Below are 23112 nucleotides of genomic sequence, written 5' to 3'. Positions count from 1 at the left end.
GGCCGATGCGACCGGAGGCATGGCACGAGACGGGGCGGCGTCCCCGACGTCACGGCGACGCCCGCCCCCGTTAACTCCGAGCCAACTCCACGATCAGGTGCCGGATTCCGGTATGCCGGTTGCTGCGTGTCCATTCGACGGGCTGCGCGAGTCGCACGGTGTCGAACCGCGACAGCAGCTCCTCATACAGCACCCGCAGCTCCAGCCGGGCCAAGTTGGCGCCCAGGCAGTAGTGCACGCCCTGACCAAATCCCAGGTGTGGATTGGGTTTTCGTGTTACGTCGAACACGTCGGCGCGGTCGAAAACGTCGGTGTCGCGGTTGGCCGAGCCCTCCCAGATCTGCACCTTCTGGCCCGCTTCGATCGAGTGCCCGCCGATCGTGACGTCGCGGGTGGCGGTGCGCCGCTTGGACGGCGACGGCGACGTCCATCGGACGATCTCTTCGATCGCCGCCGGCAGCAACCCGAAATCATCACGCAGGGAAAGCAATTGCTCAGGATGCTCGGCCAGCGCCAATAACCCGCCGGCGACCGCGTTGCGCGTCGTCTCCGCGCCGGCGCTGAACAACAGGCTGAAGAACAGATACAACTCGAGATCCGACAGCTCCGGCGTATCGGCATCGTCGAGCATCGCGTTGGCGACCACCGAGAGCATGTCGTCGGTGGGCTCGGCGCGCTTGGCGGCGATCAACTGCTGGCCGTAGGAGTACATCCGTGAGCCGGCCTCCTCAACCGACAGCTGCGACAGGGACGCCTTGCGCGACCCGCCGAAGTCGAACTGCGGCTCGATCGCCTCGAACAGCCAATGCCGTTCGGACTCCGGCACACCCAACAGGATGCAGATCATCTGCATCGGCAGTTCGGCGGCGACGTCGACCACGAAGTCGAACGGTTCTCCCGGAACCACCGCATCCAGCAGTCGGCGCGCCCGGGCCCGCAGGTCGTCCTCGACGCGACGGATCATCCGGGGCGTCAGCCCGGAGCTAACCAGCCGGCGAACCTGCGCGTGTCGCGGATCGTCCATCATGTTGAGCACCTGGCCCGCGATGGCCAGATCCTGCAGCAGGGTACCGCCGAACGGCCGCTGTCCACCGGTGACCGACGAGTATGTCAGTGGATCCTTCAGCACCGCAAGGGTTTCCGCGTATGTGGCGACCGACCAGAAGCCCTCCGCGTCCGGCGTGTTGTCGGTGGGCTCGTGCCAGTAGACGGGCGCCTCTCGCCGATGGATGGCGAACAGCTCGTGCGGAAATCCGTTCGCGAAGTTGTCCAGGTCGGTGAAGTCGATCCCCGACAAGGCGCCGGCGAGGGTCACAGGATCGCGCCCGGGGTGTATTTGGCCGCTTCGGGATAACGGGCCACCAGGGCGTCCACCGTGGCGACCACCTCGTCGACCTGGTCGGCGGCGGCACCGGTGAACGCTTTCTTGTCGGCGAGCGCGGCATCCAGCGCATCGCGGCCCAGCGGCAGCCGCGGATCGGCGGCCAGTCGGTCGAGCAGGTCGGGCTCGGCGCCGTGTTCCCGCATGGCCAGCGCGGTCGCCACCGCGTGCTCGCGGATCACATGGTGCGCGGCCTCTCGGCCCACGCCCGCGCGCACCGCCGCCATCAGCACCTTGGTGGTAGCCAGGAACGGCAGATACCGGTCCAGCTCACGTTGGATCACCGCCGGGTACGCGCCGAACTCGTCGAGCACCGTCAGGAAGGTCTCGATCTGTCCGTCGATGGCAAAGAAGCTGTCCGGCAACGCAACCCGTCGTACCACCGAACAGAACACATCGCCCTCGTTCCACTGGGCGCCGGCCAGTTCGGCCGTCATCGACGCGTAGCCGCGCAGCACCACCTGCAGGCCGTTGACGCGCTCGCAGCTACGGGTGTTCATCTTGTGGGGCATCGCCGACGATCCCACCTGGCCAGGCGCGAAACCCTCGGTGACCAGCTCGTGCCCGGCCATCAGGCGGATCGTGTGCGCCAGCGAAGACGGGCCCGCGCCGAGCTGCACCAGCGCGGATGTCACGTCGTGGTCGAGCGAGCGCGGGTACACCTGCCCGACACTGCTCAAAACCGTTGCGAAGCCCAGAAAATCGGCAATGCGACGCTCGAGCAGCGTCAGCTTGGCGCTGTCACCGCCCAGCAGGTCGAGCATGTCCTGGGCGGTGCCCATCGGTCCCTTGATGCCGCGCAGCGGGTAGCGGTCGATCAGCTCACGCAGGCGCGTCAGCGCGATCAGAGTCTCCTGCGCCGCGGAGGCGAACCGCTTGCCCAGCGTGGTGGCCTGCGCGGCGACGTTGTGGCTGCGCCCGGTCATCACCAGGTCGCGGTAGGACACCGCCCGCTCGGCCAGCCGCGCCACCACCGCGACCGAGTGCGCGTGCACCAATTCCAACGACCGCCGGATCTGCAGTTGCTCCACGTTCTCGGTGAGGTCGCGGCTGGTCATGCCCTTGTGCACGTGCTCGTGGCCGGCCAGCGCGTTGAACTCCTCGATGCGGGCCTTGACGTCGTGGCGCAGCACGCGCTCGCGGGCCGCGATCGAATCCAGGTCGACGTCCTCGAGCACCCGTTCGTAGTCGGCGAGGGCATCGTCGGACACGGGGACGCCCAACTCCGCCTGTGCGCGCAGCACGGCCAGCCAGAGTCGCCGCTCGGCGGCGACCTTCGCCTCGGGTGACCAGATCGCGACCATCTCTGCGCTGGCGTACCGCGCGGCCAGCACGTTCGGAATACTCACAGCCACACAGCTTACGGCCGGCGCTACCGGCCGCCGCGCGACTGCCGAGGCTGCAACCAGGGCACCGAGCCTGCGGCCACGGTCACTGCCGGTCCCGAACCCTGACCGTGGCCACAGTGTCGATCACGCGGGTGGTAGCGAAACGAATTGTGCAGCAGACGGACCTACGCTTACGCGGTGTACTTCATCGGCGTGGACCTCGCCTGGGGCCTGCGAAATCCGACGGGCGTCGCCGTACTCGACGCGGCCGGCCGCCTGATTCACGTCGGCGCCGCGCGCGATGACGCCGACGTGCTGGGCGCACTGCAACCGTACGTGCGGGACGACTGCGTCGTCGGGTTCGATGCCCCGCTGGTGGTGACCAACCCGACGGGCCAGCGGCCGGCCGAAAGTGCGCTCAACCGGGATTTCCGCCGGTTCGAGGCCGGCACGCACCCCGCCAACACCGGCAAGCCGGAGTTCGCCGACGGCCCCAGAGCCGGGCGGCTGGCGCACGCGCTCGCGCTGAATCTCGATCCCCGCTCGACCGCTTCGAGGCGCGCCATCGAGGTCTACCCGCATGCCGCGACGGTCGCGCTGTTCCGACTGCCCCGCACGCTGAAGTACAAAGCCAAGCCCGGCCGGGGTCTCGAGCAGCTCAAGTCGGAGCTGCTACTGCTCGTCAGCGGTGTCGAAGGCCTCGAGCACGCCGAGGTGCCGTTGCACGCCGGCGCGCACCCGGGCTGGGTCGCGCTGCGCCGGCAAGTCGTTGCCGCACAACGCAAGAGCGAGTTGCGCCGCGCCGAGGACCCGATCGACGCCGTCGTCTGCGCCTACGTGGCGTTGTACGCAGAGCGGCATCCCGCCGGTGTCACGATCTACGGCGACGCCGCGACCGGACACATCGTGACGCCGTCACTGCCCGCCTGAGGCCTCAGATCCGCACTGGGCGCTGGTCCACCGGCGCCAGGACGTCGATCAGGTCGACCACCGTCGACAGCGCCGCCGCGCGCGGGTCGCGCCCTTCGACCAAAGCGGAGACCACCGACCCGTCGACAGCGCAGATCAGCGTGCACACCAATTCGATGCGCACCGAGCGACCGGATCGCTCGATGGCCTCGGCCACCGCCTCGGCGCGCTGCCGCAGGCTGCGTCGCATGCTCTCGCGCAACGCAGGCAGGCGCGTACAGGCGATATGGCGCTCGTAGCGCGATATCAGCTGCTCGGCGAGTCCCGGGCTCGATACGTCCCCCACCAGCAGCTCAACCAGCACATCGGCGGTTGTCTCGGGCCCCCGACGTCGTCGGGAGAGCGCATTGACCCGAGCGCGCAACTGCGCCACTTCAAGCATCCCGACGTGTTCGACCGCACGCGCGATCAAATCGTCCAGAGACGAGAAGTAGTAGGTGGTAGACGCCAACGGCAGGCCAGCCCGCCGGGCAACCGCCCGGTGGCGCACCGCTTCGAACCCGCCCTCGCCGAGCAGCTCGGCGGCCGCGCTCACGAGCGCGTACCGCCTCCGTTCTCCCTTGGGAGTAACTGCTGCTGTCACGCCTAGTCATGGTGCCAGTGAAAGTGGTACCGCATTGCCATTTCGGCCAAACGGCCATGGGATGATGTACGGCATGCCCGACTTGAGCCGCCGCGCGGTGCTCGGTCTCGGTGCCGGCGCCGCCGTCGGCGCGGTGAGCGCATATGCGCTGAACGTGCTGGTAGAGCCCCGCCCATCGCATGCCGACCCGATATCGTGGACTGGACCGCAGGCCCCGTTGGCGCCGCCGGCGCCCCTGGAGCCGGCACCAGCCAGCCAGCCCGCCCCAACCATGGTCACCGGCTCCTTCGTGTCCGCGGCGCGGGGCGGGGTGTCGACCAACTGGGCGATCGCGCGGCCGCCGGGCCAGACGAAACCCCTGCGACCGGTGATCGCGCTGCACGGTAAGGGCAGCGACGCGGCCACCGTGATGGCCGGTGGCGTCGAGCAGGGTCTGGCGCAGGCGGTCAACGCGGGGCTGCCGCCGTTCGCGGTGGTCGCCGTCGACGGCGGCGGCAGCTACTGGCACAAGCGGGCGTCGGGCGAGGACTCCGGGGCGATGGTGCTCGACGAGTTGATTCCCATGCTTGGAGGGCAGGGCCTGGATACCTCGCGCGTGGCCTTTCTGGGCTGGTCGATGGGCGGCTACGGAGCGCTGCTGCTGGGCAGCCGGCTCGGGGCGGGCCGGACCGCTGCGATCTGCGCCGTCAGCCCGGCGCTGTGGCTGTCCTCAGGTGCGAGCGCGCCCGGCGCGTTCGACGGCGCCAACGACTTTGCGGCCAACACGGTGTTCGGGCTGCCCGCGCTGGCGTCCATTCCGATCCGGGTGGACTGCGGCGACAGCGACCCTTTCTACGCTGCGACAAAGCAGTTCGTGGCGCAATTGCCCAATCCGCCGGCGGGTGGCTTCTCGCCCGGCGGACACAACCCGGGGTTCTGGAGCGCGCAGCTGCCGGCCGAGCTGACGTGGATGGCGCCGTTACTGACGGCCTGATCGCCGTGACCGCCCCATTCGGTTGGAACCTGCCTTACGCCTGGCCACGCAAGCCCGTGCTGGCGAACAACGTGGTGTGCACCTCTCAACCCCTCGCCGCCCAGGCCGGGCTGCGGATGCTCGCCGAGGGCGGGTCCGCGGCGGACGCGGCGATCGCCACCGCCATCACGCTGACCCTGGTGGAACCGGTGTCCAACGGCATCGGCTCGGATGCGTTCGCCATTGTCTGGGACGGCCGACAACTGCACGGATTGAACGCGTCCGGCCGAGCCCCCGCGGCGTGGACACCGGAATACTTTGGCGGCGAACCGGTTCCCGCGTTCGGCTGGAACTCGGTCACCGTTCCCGGCGCGGTGTCGGCCTGGGTGGAACTGCACGCCAAGTTCGGCAAACTCCCGTTCGAAAAGCTCTTCGAGCCGGCTATCTCCTACGGCCGCAGCGGCTTTCTCGTGTCGCCGACGGTGGCGGAGCAGTGGGCGGCACAGGTGCCGCTCTTCGAGACGCAGCCGGGGTTCGCCGAGGCGTTTCTGCCGAACGGACGGGCGCCGAAACCCGGTGAGCTGTTCCGCTTTCCCGACCATGCGGCCACGCTCGAGAAGATCGCCGCCACCGCCGGCGAAGCGTTCTACCGCGGCGATCTCGCAGCGAAACTCGAAGCCCACGCCTCCGCCCACGGCGGCGCCATGCGCGCCGACGACCTCGCGGCCCACCAGGCCGACTGGGTCGGCACCATCAGCGGGAGCTACCGCGGGTACACGGTCCACGAGATACCGCCCAACGGCCAGGGCATCGTCGCGCTGATCGCCCTCGGCATCCTCGAACAGTTCGACATGGCTTCGTATCCGGTCGATTCCGCCGACAGCGTGCACCTACAGATCGAGGCGCTGAAGCTCGGATTCGCCGACGCGCAGGCCTACGTCGCCGACCCCGACCACATGGCGCTGCGTCCCGAAACGCTGCTCGACAGGGACTATCTCACCCGACGGGCCGCGCTGATCGACCGCAAACGGGCCCTGCCGGTCTCGGCTGGCACACCAACGGGCGGAACGGTTTATCTGACGGCCGCCGATGCTTCGGGGGTCATGGTGTCGATGATCCAGTCGAATTACATGGGCTTCGGCTCCGGCGTGGTGGTGCCCGGCACCGGCATCGCCCTGCAGAACCGCGGCGCGGATTTCACTGCCGCGCAGGGGCATCCGAACCGGATCGGACCGCGCAAGCGTCCATTCCACACCATCATCCCAGGCTTCGTGACCAAGGACGGCGCTGCCGTGATGAGCTTTGGGGTGATGGGCGGCCCGATGCAGCCGCAGGGTCATGTGCAGGTGTTGGCACGCATCGCCGACCACGGCCAGAACCCGCAAGCTGCCTGCGACGGGCCGCGGTTCCGTTGGGTGCAGGGCATGCAGGTCAGCTGCGAGAAGGGTTTTCCGCCCTCGACTCTGGACGAATTGCGCCGACGCGGGCATGAGCTGCTTGCCGTCGACGACTACAACTCGTTCGGCAGCTGTCAAGCGATCTGGCGCCTGGACGACGGGTACCTCGCGGCCAGCGACCCCCGTCGCGATGGGCAGGCCGCGGCATTCTGAGTTGACCGATCGGGCTCGCGGCGCGCAGGCCATCTGCACCAGCCGCTATCCGCCAGTCGACGGGCATGACCGCAACCCTCGGTTCCATTCGGCGCTCTTGAACATTCCATCGAGGACGAACAGCGACTTGTTGTTGCCCGGCCTGTTCCGGTCGGAAACCAAGACCTGGTCATAGCGCATGCCCCCCATACTGACGTGTGTCACCTCCACATCGACCGAAAGGTCGTCGCCGAGCTTCTTCACCTCATCGACGTTGGCCAGCACCCCACCATCCCACCTGACCGCCTTCTTGAAACGCGGCTCGATCTCGCTCGCACATCGCTTGTCGGACGCTGCGAGCGCCCGGCGCTGATCGGCGGCGGCCTTGTCGTCGTTGTGAATCGAGATCATCCATATGCCAAGACAAACCAGCACCAGGGCCGCGACCAAGCGACTGACCGCATTGACGCTTGCGTATGCTTCGGACGGCTCGGGACGGTCCTTGAACTTCCAGCCCTCGTCCAGATAGAACGCCGCACGCGGATGGAACGCGAAATACACCAGCACGGCCGCGAGGACAAACATCGCGACGGCGATTGCCAGCATGAATGCCCCCTCTCCCCGGCCGTCTCATCGAGAGGCTAATCGCGCCCGGCCACTAACGAGACGGTCATTCGCATCGGGCCGGGCAGCTGCCTGGCGATCTGCCGGCCCGACGACGGATATCTGGTGGTCAGCGACCCCCGCCGCGACGGTCTAGCCGCCGCGATCTGAGCACCGCGCTCCCGCGAAGGTTAAGCATTTTCTATGTTTTGGTGAACAGAAGGTGTCTTGTCCGTGAACGGACGGTTTACCCTGGCCTAACGGGCGCCGACACGGTGTCGCGGATCGCGGTTATGGGACGGTGCGATGAGTGGGTTGGATGAGGGACGCCCCGGCATCGGGTTGACAGCCGGCGAGGTCTTTGCCGGGTACACGATCATCCGATTGCTGGGTGCCGGGGGGATGGGCGAGGTCTACCTTGCCGAGCACCCCCGGCTGCCCCGCCGCGAGGCGCTGAAGATCCTGTGCGACGACATATCTTCCGACGACGACTATCGCCGGCGGTTCATCCGGGAAGCGGACCTGGCGGCCGCGCTGTGGCATCCGAACATCGTGCGCGTCAACGACCGCGGCGAGTTGGACGGGCGGCTGTGGATCTCGATGGACTTCGTCGACGGCACCGACGCTGCGAGCTTGCTGCGCAACAACTATCCGGTCGGCATGCCGCACGACCAGGTGGTCAAGGTGGTCACCGCGATCGCCGGCGCGCTCGACTATGCACACCGACACCATGACGTGCTGCATCGCGACGTCAGCCCCGCGAATATCCTGCTCGCCGGTGCGGCGGATGGCGATCAGCGAATCCTGCTGGGCGACTTTGGAATAGCCCGCAACATCGGTGACGCCCACGGCCTGACCGCGACGAACATGACCATCGGCACGTTCCCCTACGCCGCGCCCGAGCAGCTGATGGACGATCCCATCGACGGACGCGCCGACCAGTACGCGCTGGCGGCCACCGCCTACCATCTGCTGACCGGTTCAACGCTGTTCCCCCACACCAGTCCAGCCGTTGTCATCAGCCGCCACCTGACCACGCCGCCCCCTCCGGTATCGCAGACCCACCCCGCGCTGAAGGCCTTCGACCCGGTGCTCGCCACAGCCCTCGCGAAAGACCCCGCCGATCGATTTGCCGAATGCGCCGATTTCGCACGCGCGTTCGCGCGGGCCGCCCGCTCCGTCGGGCGGCCGACGGCCTCGGCGTCGACCATGCCGAGGCCGGTTCCGGCCCGGCAGCGGGCCCGGCAACCGCGTGGCCGCGGGCGGGTCTTCGCGGCCGCGGCGATGGTTCTCGCGCTTAGTCCCGTCGGCGCCAGCGCCTACGACGCCGAAAACGCCACGACCAGGACGAACGCGCCCGCCGCGGCACCCGCTGTGGCTTCCGCGGCGGCTTCCGTGGTGGCGCAGCCCCAACGCGCGGTGGAGCACGCGCCTCCCCCGCCGCCGTCGGCGCCGCCGCCCGCCGCCGCTTCGGCACCGGCTCCCGCGCCGGTTCGAGGTCCTGCACCGGTGCCGCCTCCGCCCCCGCAGCGGTCGAGCCCCGACCAGACCTTTGTGAACCTGGTGTCGGGGATCCCCGGTGTCACCGTCACGGACCCCGCGACGGCCGCCGCCACCGGCCGCGCCGTGTGCGCCGATCTGCACAACGGCGGCAGCCCCAGTGACGCCACCCAGGCGACCGTGAACAACAACAACGGAATCTCGCAGTCGCAGGCCGCCGCCACCGTCAACGCGGCGATCTCCGTCTACTGCCCGGGGTATCGGCAGTAGCTAGACGCTGATCTCCCCCTCGGCGGCCCGCTGGCCAATATCCGTCCGAAAGTGGCTCCCGGGCAATCTGATTGACTCCAGTATCCGATAGGCCTCGGCGCGCGCCGCGGGCAGATCGGCGCCCGTGCCCACCACCGACAGCACCCGACCGCCCGACGATACGACGGTGCCGTCGTCGCCGGGGGCCGTTCCAGCGTGCAGCACCCCGTCGGCCTCGGAGCCGACGACGACATCCCCGACGCGGGGTCGACCGGGGTAGTTTTCGGCCGCCAGGACGACCGTCACGGCCGCGCCGTCGCTCCAGCGCAGCGGCCCGAACTCTCCCAGCGTGCCGGTAGCCGCCGCGTGCAACAACTGTCCGAGCGGCGACTCCAGCAGGGCCAGTACGGCCTGTGTCTCGGGATCACCGAAGCGGCAGTTGAATTCGACCACCGCCGGTCCTTCGGCGGTTATGGCGAGGCCCACGTAGAGCAGCCCGCTGAACGGGCTGCCCCGTCGAACCATCTCGGCCGCGACGGGTTCGGCGATGCGGGTCACCATCTCGCGGTAGAGGCCCTCGGACAGCCAGGGCAGCGGCGCGTAGGCGCCCATACCGCCCGTGTTGGGTCCCGTGTCGCCTTCACCGACGCGCTTGAAGTCCTGAGCGGGCAGCAGCGGCACCACGGTTTCGCCGTCGACGACGCAGAACAACGACACCTCCGGGCCGTCGAGAAACGACTCCAGCAGCACGGGGTGACCCGATTCGAGCAGGCTGGCAGCGTGCGCGCGGGCGGCCTGGCGATCGGGTGTCACGACAACCCCTTTGCCCGCCGCCAGCGAATCGTCCTTGACGACCCAGGCCGGGTCGCCGGCGGGCGGTCCGAACCTTTCCAGCGCCGCGTCCAAATGCGCCGGATTGTCGACGGTTTCGCTCGCGGCGGTGCGCACACCGGCCGCCGCCATGACCTCCTTGGCGAACGCTTTGGAGCCTTCGATACGGGCCGCGTCCTTGCCTGGCCCGAAACATGCGATGCCGGCGGCACGCACCGCGTCGGCCACACCGAGCACCAGCGGCACCTCTGGACCGATGACCACCAGATCCGCGCCGACCCGTCGCGCGAGCGCGACGACCTCGTCGGCCGAACTCACGTCGACGTCGTGCTGCTCGGCCACCCGCGCGGTGCCCGCGTTGCCCGGGGCGACGATTAGCCCGGCCACCTGCGGGTCCCTGGCGAGCGCCAAGAGCAGGGCATGTTCACGGGCACCGGAGCCGATCACCAGAACGCGCACGACACGTCAGACTAGTCGCAACGGCTCACCGTGCCACGGCGAGCAGACACAAAAGCCCCCTTTCAGGCCCCGGAAGGGGACTTTTGCGTCTGCTCGGCAAAGCTAGGCGAGCCCCCGATAGATCAGTTGGGTGTACTTGCGGGTGCGCTCGGTGCCGGCCGGGGTGACTTGACCCATCCTGTTCATCACGTAGGCAAAGGTGGTGCGGCAGTACGGGTTCATCACGACCATGGACCCGCCCCAGCCGCCCCAGTAGCAGATCTTCTCGTCCGGCACGTCGGGCACCGCCTCGGGATTCGGCAGGGCGAAGCCCATCCCCCAGCGCGTGGGCATAGCCAGCACCAGATCGACGCCGTTGGCCTGCTCCCGAAAGATCAGGTCGATGGTTTCGGGGCTGAGCAACCGCAACCCGTTTACCTTGCCGCCCAACGAGATTGGCGATAGCGCGCGGACGAGCGACCGGGCGTTGCCGTGACCGTTGGCCGAGCCGATCTCCGCCTGGCGCCATGCGGTCGTCTCGGCGGCCAGCGCGGTCTCCGACGTGGGCGGTATCGCGGCGAACGTCCTGCGCATCGGATGGTCCTCGGGCACCAGGTCGAGCGGGACATCCAGCGGTGGCGGCGGAACGAGCTCGGCGATCCGTGCATAGTCCTCGGGTCGCGCGCCGATCTGGAAATCGGCGCCCAGCGGCTCGGCGATCTCCTCGCGCACGAACTGCGTCAGCGACTTGCCGGTGATCCGGCGGACAAGCTCGCCGATCAGGTGGCCACTCGTCAGGGCGTGGTAGCCCGACGCGGTGCCGGGTGGCCACCACGGCGCTTGGCCGGCCAGGCGCGACGTGGATTGCTCACGGTCGTAGACGTCCTCGAGCGCGAAGGGCGTCTCCCAGCCGGACACGCCCGAGGTGTGGCCGAGGATGTGCCGCACGTCGACCCCCTCCTTGCCGTTGGCGGCGAACTCCGGCCAATAGGTCGCGACCGGCATGAACGGATCGAGCAGGCCGCGGTCGATCAGCATCAGCGCCGCCAGCGAGGCCACGTTCTTGGTGCTGGAGAACACGTTGACGATCGTGTTTTCCGACCACTCAACGGTTTTCGCCCGATCGGCATACCCACCCCAGATGTCGACGACGAGCTCGCCGCCGATGTCGATGGCGATTGCGGCGCCGAGTTCGCCGCCGCTGGTGACCTCGTCGGCCAGTGCGGCAACCAGGTCCTCGAAGCGAGGATCGTAGTGTCCGTGCAAAACACCCGTCGTGAAGTGGGCGTCGATCGACACCCCGCTGCCGGCAATACCGGTTTGACTGTTCACCTGTGACCTCCCTAAGTCCGACGAGTCCACTCTCGGCGATCCGGCCGCGAAGAACATCGGTCAAAAGACCTACGCGCGGCGGGGTGCGTCCGGGCGGACCTCTAGGTGTTTCGGCGGATGTTCGCCGCCGGCAACTGCGCGATGGTGGCTAACATGGCTGAGACCGACCCGGAGATCGAGCGGTGGGCGGACGCGCCGCCCTTGACTTGGAGCGACTTGGGCGTGAGCGAGCTCCCGACCGGCACCGTGACGTTGCTACTCGCCGACGTCGAGGGCTCGACGCGGTTGTGGCAGACCCGGGCCGACGAGATGAGCGCCGCGGTCGCGCGGCTGGACCGGACGCTCTCGGACCTGGTTTCCGCGCACAACGGCGTGCGCCCGGTGGAACAAGGCGAAGGCGACAGCTTCGTCGTCGCCTTCAGCCGGGCCAGCGATGCCGCCGCGTTTGCCCTGCGACTACAGCGCACGCCGCTATCGCCGATCAGCCTGCGGATCGGGTTGCATACCGGCGAGGTGCAGCTGCGCGACGAGGCAAACTACGTCGGGCCGACCATCAACCGGGCCGCACGACTGCGCGATCTCGCGCACGGCGGCCAGACGGTGCTCTCGGCCACGACGGCCGATCTGCTCGCCGACGGGCTTCCCGCCGACGCGTGGTTGCTCGAGCTCGGCACCCACCCGTTGCGGGACCTGCCCCGGCCGGAACGGGTGGCCCAGTTGTGTCACGCCGACCTCAGCAACGAGTTCCCGCCGCTTCGTGCACCGAAAGCCTCTGGTAAACAGCATCTTCCGCCGCAGTTCACCAGCTTTGTCGGCCGCGGCGGCGAAATCGCAACCGTGCGACAGCTCATCGCCACCAACCGGATGGTGACGCTGACCGGCGCGGGGGGCGTCGGCAAGACGCGGCTGGCAGTGCAAGTCGCAGACCGGCTCGACGACGATTTCGGCCAAGGGGTGTGGGAAGGGGTGTGGTACGTCGACCTGGCGCCCATCACCGACCCCGACGTCGTGCCGGTCGCCGTGACGCGCGCGCTGGAACACCCCGACCAGGCGGGGCGGTCCCCGATGGACACGCTGACCCGAGTGATCGCAGGTCGGCACCTGCTCATCGTCCTGGACAATTGCGAGCACCTGATCGACGCGTGCGCCGCGCTGACCGTGGCCCTGATAGGCGCTTGCCCGGCATTGACCATCCTGGCCACCAGTCGTGAGCCGCTCCGAACGGCGGGCGAGGTCGCCTGGGCGGTGCCTTCCCTGTCGCTGGCCGACGAGGCGATCGAGCTGTTTGCCGCCCGCGCCCGCCACGCCCGCCCTGAATTCGTTGTGACCGAAGATAACTCGGCCATCGTGACCGAAATCTGCCATCGCCTCGACGGCATACCACTGGCGATCGAGCTGGCGGCCGCGCGCGTTCGCGCACTGTCGTTGCCGCAGATTCTCGACAGCCTGCACGACCGTTTCCGGCTACTGACCGGCGGCGCCCGAACGGCCGTGCGTCGTCAGCAGACGCTGCGGGCGTCGGTCGACTGGTCGCATGCGCTGCTGACCGAACCCGAGCGCGTCCTGTTCCGCCGGCTGGCGGTGTTCATGGGCGGATTCGACCTCGATGCGGCGCAGGCGGTGTGTGGCGACAGCGAGGTCGAGCGCTACCAGACTCTCGACCAGCTCACCCTGCTCATCGAGAAATCGCTGGCCATAGCCGAGGACGGCCCGTTCGGGAGTCGATATCGGATGCTGGAGACGGTCCGCCAGTACGCGCTGGAGAAGCTCGGCGAATCCGGCGAGGCCGACGCGGTTCGCGACCGGCACCGCGACCATTACACAGAGATGGCCGCCCTGCTCGGCGTCCCGGACCGCTCCGGTCATCAGCGCCGCGTCGACGAGGCCGAAATCGAGATCGACAACCTACGGTCGGCGTTCGCGTGGTGCTGCGAAAACGGCGACGGGACAACCGCATTGCGGCTGGCCTCGGCGCTGCAGCCGTTGTGGGTGACCCGGGGGCGCCTGCAAGAAGGAACGGCCTGGTTCGCAAGCGCGCTCGCGCAGCGACATGACGTGCAGGTGCCGGCCGCGGTTCGTGGCCGGGCGCTTGCCGACAAAGCCACGCTCGAAGGCATGCAAAGCATCCACGACAACATCGACGCCGCCGTCGAAGCCCTGGCGATCGCCCGCGAGCTGGACGATCCGGCCTTGCGGGTCCGCGCACTCGTCGGGTGCGCGACCATCACCGCGTTCGACGCCGAAGCGGCGGACGTGTATCTCGACGAGGCGCTCGTCCTCGCCCGCGAATTGGGTGACGACTGGAGCCTGGCCCAGATCCTGGCGTTCCAGGCATACGCCGCGATCACCGGAAAGGGTGACTTCGTTGCGGCGCTTGCCGCGGGTGAGGAAGGACGGGTCGTCGCCGACGCGATCGGCGACGGACCCCACTCGCGCAACTGCCGCTGGTGCGTCGGTTTGGCGCGGTGGTGGCAGGGTGATGTCGTCGGCCCGATCGCGGAGTTTCGCGATCTGGTCGCCGAATCGGAAGCAGCGCACGACGAAGTCTGGCGAGGGGCCAGCCTAATCAGCCTGGGCCACTTGCTCGCCCAGGCGGGCGACACCAACGCGGCTATCACCGCCGCGACGGCGGCCGTGGCAGCCTCCGCAGACTTCGGCGCGTTCACCCAGGGATTTGCCTACGCCGCGCTGGCCGTCGCACATTTGGCAGCGGGCGACGTCGAGGTATCGGCAAGCGCCGTCGAGACGGCCTGCCGACTGATGGACGTGCAGCCCGAGCTGGCCGTCGTCAACGTCATACCGCTTGCCGAAGTCGCGCTCGCGCAGGGCGACTTGGCGGCGGCCCGTCGGCGCGCCGAAAATGCGGTCGCGGTGGCTCCCGGCCTGCATCTGACCCAGGCGCAGGTCACGCGTGCGCGCGTGGCGATCGCGCAGAACGATCTGGATCAGGCGGAACGCGACTGCTACGACGCGCTTTCCCTCGCCACCGAACTCCAGGGTCAACGGATCGTGCCAGACGCGCTCGAGTGCCTGGCCACACTTGCCGTCGGCACGGGCTCCCACCAGGAAGCCGCCCGGCTCTTCGGAGCCGCGCACGCGCTCCGCCGTCACGCCGGTGCGGTGCGCCTCAAGATCTATGACGCCGCCCATGACGCGACGGTGGCAGCACTGCGTGAGGCGCTGGGAGACAGAGAATTCGACGATGCGTGGTCGGAGGGCGAGTCCCTTTCCGCCGACCGGGCCGTCGAGTACGCGCAACGCGGGCGTGGGGAACGTAAACGGCCGGCGACGGGCTGGTCCTCATTGACGCCCGCGGAGCTCAACGTGGTGAAACTTGTCAGCGAGGGGCTGCCGAATAAGGACATCGCTGCACGCCTGTTCGTGTCGACCCGCACCGTGCAGGCCCATCTCGGCCACGTCTACTCGAAGCTCGGGCTCAGCTCGAGAGTGCAACTCGCCCAGGAAGCGGCGCGCCACTGACGGCAAGCTACTTGTCGCCCGAGTGCATCTTCAGCGCGCCCTCGACGTTGGCCTTCTTGTCCTCGCCGGCGCCCTTCGCCGCCGCCTTGCGGCGCTTTGCCACGACGCTGTCGACCGCCCCGTTGAGCGCCGACCCCAGCGGGAAGCCGAGATAGTGCGTCAGGAAGACGGCCATCTCCTTCAGCTCGGTCTCCGTCAGCTCCTCGTTGAGCAGCGCAGCGTTGATCTGGATCTCGGCCAGGTCGCGGTTTCCGATAGCGGTCACCGCCGTCAACGTCATAATCCGCTTGTCGCGCATCGACAGTCCCGGTCGCGTCCAGATACTGCCGAACAGATGGTCGACGGTCAGGTCGAAGTACGCGTCGCCTTCGATGTTGGGCATCTCCCAGCCGTATACCTCGTTCATCTTCTCGAGGCCCGTGCGGCGCAGTTCGTCCATCACATCTCTTTCTCTCTTGTGCCGATCTTGTGCCGATCACCGAGTAGATGGCGTTCCGGCGGGCCGCCCCCTCTCGGCCCGCCGGAACACGACTCACGACGCTTCGTGCGTACTTACGTTTCCGGCTACCCGTTCTGTGGGCTTGCTCAACCCTCGCCGTCTTTGTGCGGCACCCCGAGACTGGAACCCAGCCGTTTGCGGGCCAGCTCGGCGAGCGGCAACTCGACCCCCAGCCCCTCCGCCAGCTCCAACGCCAGCCCCAGGTCCTTCTCTCCGAGACCGCGGGTGTGCAGGAATCCGTCGTACAGAAAGTGGCCCGGCTCAAGGTCTTTCGTGTCGTCGCGGAACATGATCGACCCGGCGCCGCCGGTCAGCTTGTCGGTGTGCCGCACCACATTGCCGAGGTCCTGCAGGTTCAGGCCGGCGGCCTCGGCCAGCCGCCATGCCTCGCCGACGGCCGCGTAGCCGGTGAAGGTCAGCATGTTGCGCGCCAGCTTCATCCGGGTCCCCGCGCCGGGCGGGCCGGCGTGCACCACCAGCTCCGCCCAGTGCTCGAACGGCTCTTTGACGCGGGCGAAGACTTCGTCGCTGGCCCCCACCATGGTCGCCAGCTGACCGAAGCGCGCGGCCCGCCCGCCTCCGCTGATGGGTGCGTCGATGACGTGGATGTCCTGCGGCTCCAGCTGGCGGGCCAGCTCCTCGGCGGTGGTGTCGCTGATCGTGGAGTGAATCGCGATGATGGTGCCGGGCTTTGCGTGCTCGGCGAGCTCGCCGACGACGTCACGCACCTGCTCGTCGTTGAGCACCGTGATGCTGATGATGTCGGCGGCGGCTACGTCGGCGACGCTGTCGGCCAGGCTGGCGCCGCGCTCAGCCAGCGGGGTCATCGCCTCGGTGCGGATGTCGTAAACCGTTACCCCGCCAGGCCATTCGATCATTTTCTTGGCCATCGGCGTGCCCATGTTGCCGAGGCCGATGTAGCCGAGTTTCACCTGATCGGTCATGCGCGGAAGATCTGTCCGCCGTCGACATTGAAGATCTGTCCGGTGATCCACGATGCCTCGTCGCTCAACAGGAAGAGGCACATGCCCACCAGATCCTGCGGGGTGCCCATGCGGGACAGCGGCAGACCCTTGACGATGTCGTCGACGATTTCCTTCGGTGTGGTGGTCCGGTTGGCCTCGGTGTCGATGGGACCCGGTGCTATGGCGTTTATCCGGATCTTCTGTCCGCCCAGTTCCCGCGAAAGTTGTTGAGTCAGGCCGTTGATGCCAACCTTGGCCAGACCGTAGTAGTTCGCGTACAGATACGCGGCCGTCGATGATTGATTGACGATCGCCCCGCCGCCGCGCTTGGCCATCTTCTTGTACACCGCACGGGTGCACCACAGCGCCCCATCGAGGTTCACGCTCATGAACCGCTTGTAGTACTCGGGGTCCACGGTGAGCAGGAAGTCCAGCTTCATGCCGCCGAAGATCGCGGCGTTGTTGACCAGGTAGTCGATGCCGCCGAACTCGGCCAGGGTGCGATCGGCCATGTCCTTCGCCGAGGCGGGGTCGGAGACGTCGACCGGGATGCTGATGGCCGTGCCGCCGTCGGCGACGATCTGCTTGGCCACCCCCTCGGCGGCCTCGGCGTTGATGTCGGCGACCACCACCGCCGCGCCCTCACGAGCCAGCGCTTCGGCATAGGCCTGGCCGATGCCGCCACCAGAGCCCGTGACGATCGCTACCTTGTTCTCGAATCGCATGTTTACCTTTCTGCCGAACGTACGGTTATGGCCCGGCGCGCTATACGGCCGTGGCGATCAACTTGGCCTCCAGGTACTCCTCGAAGCCGAGTAGACCCATCTCTCGGCCGTTGCCGGACTGCTTGTAGCCGCCGAACGGCGCATCGGCCGAATACCAGACGCCGCCGTTGACGTTGACGGTGCCGACCCGCATCCGCGCGGCCACCTTGGCGGCCCGATCCGGATCGGCGCTGAACACGGTGCCCGACAGGCCGTAGGCCGAGTCGTTGGCGATCCGCACCGCGTCGTCGTCGCCGTCGTGCGCGATCACCGTCAGCACCGGGCCGAAGATCTCCTCGCGGGCCACCCGGGCGTCGTTGTCCAGGCCCGCGATAACGGTCGGCTCGATGAAGAAGCCGACGTCGCCGCCGGCCGGGCGGCCGCCGCCGCACGCGAACGTGCCGCCCTCGGCGATAGCCGAGTCGAGATAGCCCTGGACCCGATCCCGCTGCCGCGCCGAAATCAGCGGCCCGCACACGGTTTTCGAGCTGTTCGGGTCGCCGGGCTTGATCGAGCCCATGGTGCCCGCCGCGATCGCCACGGCCTCGTCGTAGCGCGCCCGCGGCACCACCAGTCGGGTGGTGATCGCGCAGCCCTGTCCGGCGTGCATGGACGCGGTGAACGCCGACACCCCGCACGCCCCGGCCAGATCGGCGTCGTCGAGCACGACGAATGCCGACTTGCCGCCCAGCTCCAGGAACACCTTCTTGATGGTGGCGGCGGCGTCAGCCATCACGCTGCGGCCGGTGGCCGTCGAACCGGTAAACGAAACCATGTCCACCCGAGGGTCTTTCGACAACATCGCCCCCACGCTGTGATCGCTGGAGGTGACGATGTTGACCACGCCAGGCGGAAAGTCGGTGTGCTCGGCAATCAGCTCGCCGAGCACCGCGGCACACCAGGGCGTGTCGGGCGCGGGCTTGAGGACGACGGTGTTGCCGGCGGCCAGCGCGGGACCCAGCTTGGCGAGGTTGATCTGGTGCGGGAAGTTCCACGGGGTGATCGCGCCGACGACGCCGACGGCTTCGCGCGCGATGGTGCGCCGGGTGGGAATCCCCATCGGCGACGCGGTACCGAGATCCTGATTCCACGCGTAGGACTCGGCCGTGTCCGCCGAGAACGCGAGATCGTTGACCGGGCCTTCCAGCTGGGCGGCGGCGGTAAGCATGCGGGGCGCGCCGACTTCGGCGATCGTGATCTCCCGCAGTTCCTCGGTGTGCTGTTGCATCGCCTCCCGCAGCTGGCGCACGCACCGCACGCGCAGCTCGGTGTTCCGCGACCAGTCGGTGTCATCGAAGGCGCGCCGCGCGGCGTCGATGGCGCGGCTCATGTCGTCGGCGTCGGCGTCGGCGGCGACACCCAGCACTTCCTCGGTGGCCGGATTGATCGTCTGGAAGGTGCCGGCACTGCCCGCGCACGGCTTTCCGTCGATGAACAGTGCACTCACGCCGTCGGCGATCAACGCCATATCTTGCTCCCATCGAATGGACAACTGTCCGATAATGCCCTCCCGAACCATAGCCTTCGGGCTGTCGGCGGTGCAAGGCCCGATCGCGGAGCGTCCAGGGATATGCGTTTCAACTGCATGTTCACCGGACGAGCTTGCTTCGCCTCGCCCTCATCCGCTAGCTTGGACATGTGTCCAGCGATGCACTGGTTGCGGCTCGATCGTCCGGGCCCCCGCGCAACCGACGCCAGGAGGAGACCTTCCGCAAGGTGCTGGCGGCCGGCATGGAGACGCTGCGTGAGCACTCCTACGCGGACCTGACCGTGCGCATGGTGGCCGCGCGCGCCAAAGTCGCCCCCGCCACCGCCTACACCTACTTCTCCTCGAAGAACCACTTGATCGCCGAGGTCTACCTGGACCTGGTCCGGCAGGTGCCCTACTTCACCGACGTCAACGATCCGATGCCGGTCCGGGTCGACAAGGCGCTGCGCCATCTGGCCCTGGTCGTCGCGGACGAACCCGAGGTCGGCGCCGCGTGCACCGCGGCACTGCTCGGTGGCGGCAGCGATCCCGCGGTGCGCGAGGCGCGCGACCGGATCGGCGCGGAGATCCACCGCCGCGTCGCGTCCGCGATCGGGCCCGGCGCTGACCCTGGCACGGTGTCGGCGCTCGAGATGGCCTTTTTCGGCGCGCTGGTGCAGGCCGGCAGCGGGGAATCCACGTACCACAAGACTGCGGACCGGTTGGCCGACGTGGTGAAGCTCATTTTGGCCGGCGCCGAGAGTAACGGGAGCGAGCAATGACGGTGCATGTCGGCGGACCCGGGCTGGTCCTCGATCCTTACGATTACGACTTCCACGAAGATCCATACCCGTACTACAAACGACTGCGCGACGAGGCGCCGCTCTACCACAACGAGAAGCTCGGATTCTGGGCGTTGTCGCGGCATCGCGATGTGCTGCAAGGCTTTCGGAACAGCACCACGCTGTCCAACCGCGAGGGCGTGTCGCTGGACCCGGTGTCACGCGGGCCGCACGCGTCGAAGACGATGTCGTTCTTGGCGATGGACGACCCGGCCCACCTGCGGCTGCGCACGCTGGTGTCGAAAGGCTTCACCCCGCGGCGGATCCGCGAACTCGAGCCGCGCGTGACCGAACTCGCCACCCAGCACCTGGACACCATGCTGGAAAAGGCGCAGAGCGGCGAAACGGTGGACTATGTCGCCGAATTCGCCGGCAAGCTGCCGATGGACGTGATCTCCGAGCTGATGGGTGTGCCGGTCGCGGACCGCGACCGCATCCGCGGCATGGCCGACGGTGTGATGCACCGCGAGGACGGCGTCAACGACGTGCCGGCATCGGCGATCGAGGCGTCGATCAACCTGATCGTCTACTACCAGGGCATGATCGCCGAGCGCCGCAAGGAGCTGACCGACGATCTCACGTCGGCGCTGCTGGAAGCCGAAATCGACGGCGACCGGCTCACCGACGAAGAAGTCCTCGGCTTCATGTTCCTGATGGTGATCGCCGGAAACGAGACGACGACCAAACTCCTTGCCAATGCCGCGTTCTGGGGCCACAAGAATCCCGACCAGCTGAGCCCGGTCTACGCGGACCTGTCGCGGATACCGCTGTGGGTCGAGGAGACGCTGCGGTATGACACGTCCAGCCAGATCCTGGCGCGCGTCGTGTCGGGCGAACTAACCCTGTACGACACCACGATCCCCGAGGGCGACATCGTGATCCTGTTGCCCGGTTCGGCGCACCGCGACGAGCGGGTGTTCGAGAACCCCGACGACTACCTGATCGGGCGCGACATCGGTTCAAAACTCATGAGTTTCGGTAGTGGCGCGCATTTCTGCCTCGGTGCCCATCTGGCCCGGATGGAGGCCCGGGTCGCGCTCACCGAACTATTCAAGCGAATCCGCGGCTACCAGGTCGACGAGGCCAACGCCGTCCGCGTCCATTCCAGCAGTGTCCGCGGATTCGCCCACCTACCCATCACCGTGGAGGTTTCCTAGATGCCCCGCTTCGATCCTCACCCGGCTCGCAGACCCGCGATCGTCGCCGGAGCTTCGTCGGGAATCGGCGCGGCCACTGCGGTTGAGCTTGCCGCACACGGTTTTCCGGTGGCGCTCGGCGCCCGTCGGGTGGACAAGTGCCAGGAGCTCGTCGAGAAGATCCGCGCCGACGGGGGCGAGGCGATCGCGCTGCCGCTCGACGTCACCGACGCGGACTCGGTCAAGGGATTCGTCCACCAAGCCACCGAGCAGCTCGGCGAAATCGAGGTGCTGGTGACCGGCGCCGGCGACACCTACTTCGGCAAGCTGCACGAAATCGACACCGAGAGTTTCGAATCGCAGATCCAGATCCACCTGATCGGGGCGAACCGCTTGGCCACGGCCGTGCTCCCGGGCATGGTCGAACGTCAGCGCGGCGACGTCATCTTCGTCGGTTCCGACGTCGCGCTGCGCCAGCGCCCGCACATGGGCGCCTACGGCGCCGCCAAGGCCGCGCTGGTCGCGATGGTCACCAACCTGCAGATGGAACTCGAGGGCACCGGCGTCCGCGCGTCGATCGTGCACCCCGGCCCCACGAAGACCGCGATGGGCTGGAGCCTGCCTGCCGAGCTGATCGGTCCGGCCCTCGAGGACTGGGCCAAGTGGGGGCAGGCGCGCCACGACTACTTCCTGCGGGCGGCCGATCTGGCCCGGGCCATCGCATTCGTCGCGGAGACGCCGCGGGGAGGCTTCGTGGTCAACATGGAGATTCAGCCCGAAGCTCCGTTGTCCGCGGTCAAGGAACGTCAGCAGCTGAAAGTCGATGAGGAAGCGTTGAATTCATGACCACAGCAATCGTGCCGCGGGTTTCCGGCGGCGAGGAGGAGCACGGCCACCTCGAGGAGTTCCGCACCGATCCCATCGGCCTGATGCAGCGGACCCGCGACGAGTGCGGGGATGTGGGCTGGTTCCAGCTCGCGGACAAACACGTCATCCTGTTGTCCGGCGCGGGCGCCAACGAGTTCTTCTTCCGCTCCAGCGACGAGGAACTCGACCAAGCCGCGGCCTACCCGTTCATGGCGCCGATCTTCGGCAAGGGCGTAGTGTTCGACGCCAGCCCTGAGCGGCGCAAGGAGATGCTGCACAACTCGGCGCTGCGCGGTGAGCACATGAAGGGCCACGCGACCACGATCGAGGCGCAAGTCAAGCGGATGATCGAAAACTGGGGCGACGAAGGCGAAGTCGACCTGCTCGACTTCTTCGCCGAGTTGACCATCTACACCTCGACGGCGTGCCTGATCGGGGTGAAATTCCGCAACCAGCTGGACCACCGGTTCGCGCACTACTACCACGAACTGGAGCGCGGCACCGACCCGCTGTGCTACGTCGATCCACACCTGCCGATCGAAAGCTTCCAGCGGCGCGACGAGGCGCGGGTGAAACTGGTTGCGCTGGTGCAGGAGATCATGCACCAGCGGGCCGCCAACCCGCCGAAGGACAAGAGTGACCGCGACATGCTCGACGTGTTGGTGTCGATCAAGGACGAGCAGGGCAACCCCCGCTTCTCCGCCGACGAGGTCACCGGGATGTTCATCTCGCTGATGTTCGCCGGGCACCACACCAGTTCCGGCACGTCCGCGTGGACCCTGATCGAGCTGATCCGCCACCCCGACGTGTACGCCGAGGTGGTCAACGAGCTGGACGAGCTCTACTCCGACGGTCAGGAGGTGAGTTTCCACGCGCTGCGCCAGATTCCGAAGCTGGACAACGTGGTCAAGGAGACGCTGCGCCTGCACCCGCCGCTGATCATCCTGATGCGGGTCGCCAGGGGTGAGTTCGAGGTGGAGGGCTTTCCGATCCACGACGGCGACTACGTCGCCGCGTCCCCGGCGATCTCCAACCGGATCCCGGAGGACTTCCCCGACCCGGACGCGTTCAACCCGGACCGCTACAACAAGCCCGAGCAGGCCGACATCGTCAACCGGTGGACCTGGATTCCGTTCGGCGCGGGCCGGCATCGATGCGTCGGCGCCGCCTTCGCCCAGATGCAGATCAAGGCGATCTTCTCGGTGTTGTTGCGCGAGTACGAGTTCGAGATGGCGCAGCCTGCCGACAGCTACCGCAACGACCACTCCAAGATGGTGGTCCAATTGGCCAGGCCGGCCAAGGTCCGCTACCGCAAGCGCGTGGCGTAAGGACTGGC

The 23112-nt window shown here is 67.9% G+C and carries 19 protein-coding genes; 9 read left to right on the top strand and 10 right to left on the bottom strand.

Annotation, left to right across the window (positions count from 1 at the left end):
- Positions 1-70: 70 nt before the first annotated feature.
- Both AC5Y5V_RS17835 and purB read right to left on the bottom strand, forming a co-directional pair.
- Positions 71-1315: a cytochrome P450 gene (locus AC5Y5V_RS17835; protein ID WP_499937898.1), complete on the bottom strand. Its 1245-nt coding sequence runs from the start codon at positions 1313-1315 to the stop codon at positions 71-73.
- On the bottom strand, positions 1312-2730 hold the full coding sequence (purB, locus tag AC5Y5V_RS17830; RefSeq protein WP_499937896.1) for an adenylosuccinate lyase: 1419 nt from the start codon (positions 2728-2730) through the stop codon (positions 1312-1314). The genes AC5Y5V_RS17835 and purB overlap by 4 nt, the downstream gene beginning before the upstream one ends.
- Positions 2731-2907: 177 nt before the next feature.
- Between purB and AC5Y5V_RS17825 the strand changes: the two genes are divergently transcribed.
- On the top strand, positions 2908-3639 hold the full coding sequence (locus tag AC5Y5V_RS17825) for a DUF429 domain-containing protein (RefSeq protein WP_499937894.1): 732 nt from the start codon (positions 2908-2910) through the stop codon (positions 3637-3639).
- Between the two features lie 4 nt (positions 3640-3643).
- Here the strand turns inward: AC5Y5V_RS17825 and AC5Y5V_RS17820 are convergent, their stop codons facing one another.
- Positions 3644-4261 (bottom strand): TetR/AcrR family transcriptional regulator, encoded by a 618-nt coding sequence (locus AC5Y5V_RS17820; RefSeq protein WP_499937892.1) that lies wholly within the window; start codon positions 4259-4261, stop codon positions 3644-3646.
- A gap of 61 nt (positions 4262-4322) precedes the next feature.
- Between AC5Y5V_RS17820 and AC5Y5V_RS17815 the strand changes: the two genes are divergently transcribed.
- The gene (locus AC5Y5V_RS17815; RefSeq protein ID WP_499938075.1) at positions 4323-5234 is read left to right on the top strand and encodes an alpha/beta hydrolase; all 912 of its coding nucleotides are present in this window, start codon (positions 4323-4325) and stop codon (positions 5232-5234) included.
- A gap of 5 nt (positions 5235-5239) precedes the next feature.
- Complete coding sequence (locus AC5Y5V_RS17810) at positions 5240-6823, top strand: gamma-glutamyltransferase family protein (RefSeq protein WP_499937890.1); 1584 nt, start codon at positions 5240-5242, stop codon at positions 6821-6823.
- A gap of 45 nt (positions 6824-6868) precedes the next feature.
- On the opposite strand, the gene AC5Y5V_RS17805 is transcribed toward AC5Y5V_RS17810, so the two are convergent.
- Positions 6869-7408, bottom strand: coding sequence for a DUF6199 family natural product biosynthesis protein (locus tag AC5Y5V_RS17805; protein ID WP_499937888.1), 540 nt, complete (start codon positions 7406-7408; stop codon positions 6869-6871).
- Positions 7409-7711: 303 nt separating this feature from the next.
- On the opposite strand from AC5Y5V_RS17805, the gene AC5Y5V_RS17800 reads away from it, so the two are divergent.
- Positions 7712-9175: a serine/threonine-protein kinase gene (locus AC5Y5V_RS17800; protein WP_499937885.1), complete on the top strand. Its 1464-nt coding sequence runs from the start codon at positions 7712-7714 to the stop codon at positions 9173-9175.
- Here AC5Y5V_RS17800 and purD read toward each other — a convergent pair whose 3' ends face one another.
- Positions 9176-10444: a phosphoribosylamine--glycine ligase gene (purD, locus tag AC5Y5V_RS17795; RefSeq protein WP_499937883.1), complete on the bottom strand. Its 1269-nt coding sequence runs from the start codon at positions 10442-10444 to the stop codon at positions 9176-9178.
- A gap of 102 nt (positions 10445-10546) precedes the next feature.
- Positions 10547-11716, bottom strand: coding sequence for a serine hydrolase domain-containing protein (locus AC5Y5V_RS17790; RefSeq protein ID WP_499938073.1), 1170 nt, complete (start codon positions 11714-11716; stop codon positions 10547-10549).
- Between the two features lie 180 nt (positions 11717-11896).
- On the opposite strand from AC5Y5V_RS17790, the gene AC5Y5V_RS17785 reads away from it, so the two are divergent.
- Positions 11897-15235, top strand: coding sequence for a helix-turn-helix transcriptional regulator (locus AC5Y5V_RS17785; protein ID WP_499938071.1), 3339 nt, complete (start codon positions 11897-11899; stop codon positions 15233-15235).
- 7 nt (positions 15236-15242) lie between these two features.
- Here AC5Y5V_RS17785 and AC5Y5V_RS17780 read toward each other — a convergent pair whose 3' ends face one another.
- The 4 genes from AC5Y5V_RS17780 to AC5Y5V_RS17765 form a co-directional block, all read right to left on the bottom strand.
- Entirely contained in the window at positions 15243-15674 is a 432-nt protein-coding gene (locus tag AC5Y5V_RS17780; protein WP_499937881.1) for a carboxymuconolactone decarboxylase family protein, read from the bottom strand.
- A 146-nt stretch (positions 15675-15820) separates the two neighbouring features.
- Positions 15821-16678: an NAD(P)-dependent oxidoreductase gene (locus AC5Y5V_RS17775; RefSeq protein WP_499937879.1), complete on the bottom strand. Its 858-nt coding sequence runs from the start codon at positions 16676-16678 to the stop codon at positions 15821-15823.
- Positions 16675-17424 (bottom strand): SDR family oxidoreductase, encoded by a 750-nt coding sequence (locus AC5Y5V_RS17770; protein ID WP_499937877.1) that lies wholly within the window; start codon positions 17422-17424, stop codon positions 16675-16677. Before AC5Y5V_RS17770 ends, AC5Y5V_RS17775 begins: the two co-directional genes overlap by 4 nt.
- Positions 17425-17464: 40 nt before the next feature.
- Positions 17465-18931, bottom strand: coding sequence for an aldehyde dehydrogenase (locus AC5Y5V_RS17765; RefSeq protein WP_499937875.1), 1467 nt, complete (start codon positions 18929-18931; stop codon positions 17465-17467).
- Positions 18932-19101: 170 nt separating this feature from the next.
- On the opposite strand from AC5Y5V_RS17765, the gene AC5Y5V_RS17760 reads away from it, so the two are divergent.
- The 4 genes from AC5Y5V_RS17760 to cyp51 are packed head-to-tail and all read left to right on the top strand — an operon-like array spanning position 19102 to position 23104.
- Positions 19102-19713 (top strand): TetR/AcrR family transcriptional regulator, encoded by a 612-nt coding sequence (locus AC5Y5V_RS17760; RefSeq protein WP_499937873.1) that lies wholly within the window; start codon positions 19102-19104, stop codon positions 19711-19713.
- On the top strand, positions 19710-20930 hold the full coding sequence (locus AC5Y5V_RS17755) for a cytochrome P450 (RefSeq protein ID WP_499937871.1): 1221 nt from the start codon (positions 19710-19712) through the stop codon (positions 20928-20930). Before AC5Y5V_RS17760 ends, AC5Y5V_RS17755 begins: the two co-directional genes overlap by 4 nt.
- Positions 20931-21755 (top strand): SDR family oxidoreductase, encoded by an 825-nt coding sequence (locus AC5Y5V_RS17750; protein ID WP_499937869.1) that lies wholly within the window; start codon positions 20931-20933, stop codon positions 21753-21755.
- Positions 21752-23104 carry a lanosterol 14-alpha demethylase gene (gene cyp51 / locus AC5Y5V_RS17745; RefSeq protein ID WP_499937867.1) on the top strand — a complete coding sequence of 451 codons (1353 nt, stop codon included), beginning with the start codon at positions 21752-21754 and terminating at the stop codon, positions 23102-23104. The genes AC5Y5V_RS17750 and cyp51 overlap by 4 nt, the downstream gene beginning before the upstream one ends.
- The last annotated feature ends 8 nt before the right edge of the window (positions 23105-23112 follow it).

Source organism: Mycobacterium sp. NGS68 (genome assembly GCF_059812195.1).
This window is presented reverse-complemented; position numbering and strand designations above follow the sequence as displayed.

Excerpts from the sequence above, each read along its gene's own strand:
- AC5Y5V_RS17815 (WP_499938075.1), top strand. The coding sequence starts at position 4,323 with ATGATGTACGGCATGCCCGACTTGAGCCGCCGCGCGGTGCTCGGTCTC.
- AC5Y5V_RS17805 (WP_499937888.1), bottom strand. The coding sequence starts at position 7,408 with ATGCTGGCAATCGCCGTCGCGATGTTTGTCCTCGCGGCCGTGCTGGTG.
- AC5Y5V_RS17800 (WP_499937885.1), top strand. The coding sequence starts at position 7,712 with ATGAGTGGGTTGGATGAGGGACGCCCCGGCATCGGGTTGACAGCCGGC.
- AC5Y5V_RS17785 (WP_499938071.1), top strand. The coding sequence starts at position 11,897 with ATGGTGGCTAACATGGCTGAGACCGACCCGGAGATCGAGCGGTGGGCG.
- AC5Y5V_RS17780 (WP_499937881.1), bottom strand. The coding sequence starts at position 15,674 with ATGGACGAACTGCGCCGCACGGGCCTCGAGAAGATGAACGAGGTATAC.
- AC5Y5V_RS17775 (WP_499937879.1), bottom strand. The coding sequence starts at position 16,678 with ATGACCGATCAGGTGAAACTCGGCTACATCGGCCTCGGCAACATGGGC.
- AC5Y5V_RS17770 (WP_499937877.1), bottom strand. The coding sequence starts at position 17,424 with ATGCGATTCGAGAACAAGGTAGCGATCGTCACGGGCTCTGGTGGCGGC.
- AC5Y5V_RS17765 (WP_499937875.1), bottom strand. The coding sequence starts at position 18,931 with ATGGCGTTGATCGCCGACGGCGTGAGTGCACTGTTCATCGACGGAAAG.
- AC5Y5V_RS17755 (WP_499937871.1), top strand. The coding sequence starts at position 19,710 with ATGACGGTGCATGTCGGCGGACCCGGGCTGGTCCTCGATCCTTACGAT.
- AC5Y5V_RS17750 (WP_499937869.1), top strand. The coding sequence starts at position 20,931 with ATGCCCCGCTTCGATCCTCACCCGGCTCGCAGACCCGCGATCGTCGCC.
- cyp51 (WP_499937867.1), top strand. The coding sequence starts at position 21,752 with ATGACCACAGCAATCGTGCCGCGGGTTTCCGGCGGCGAGGAGGAGCAC.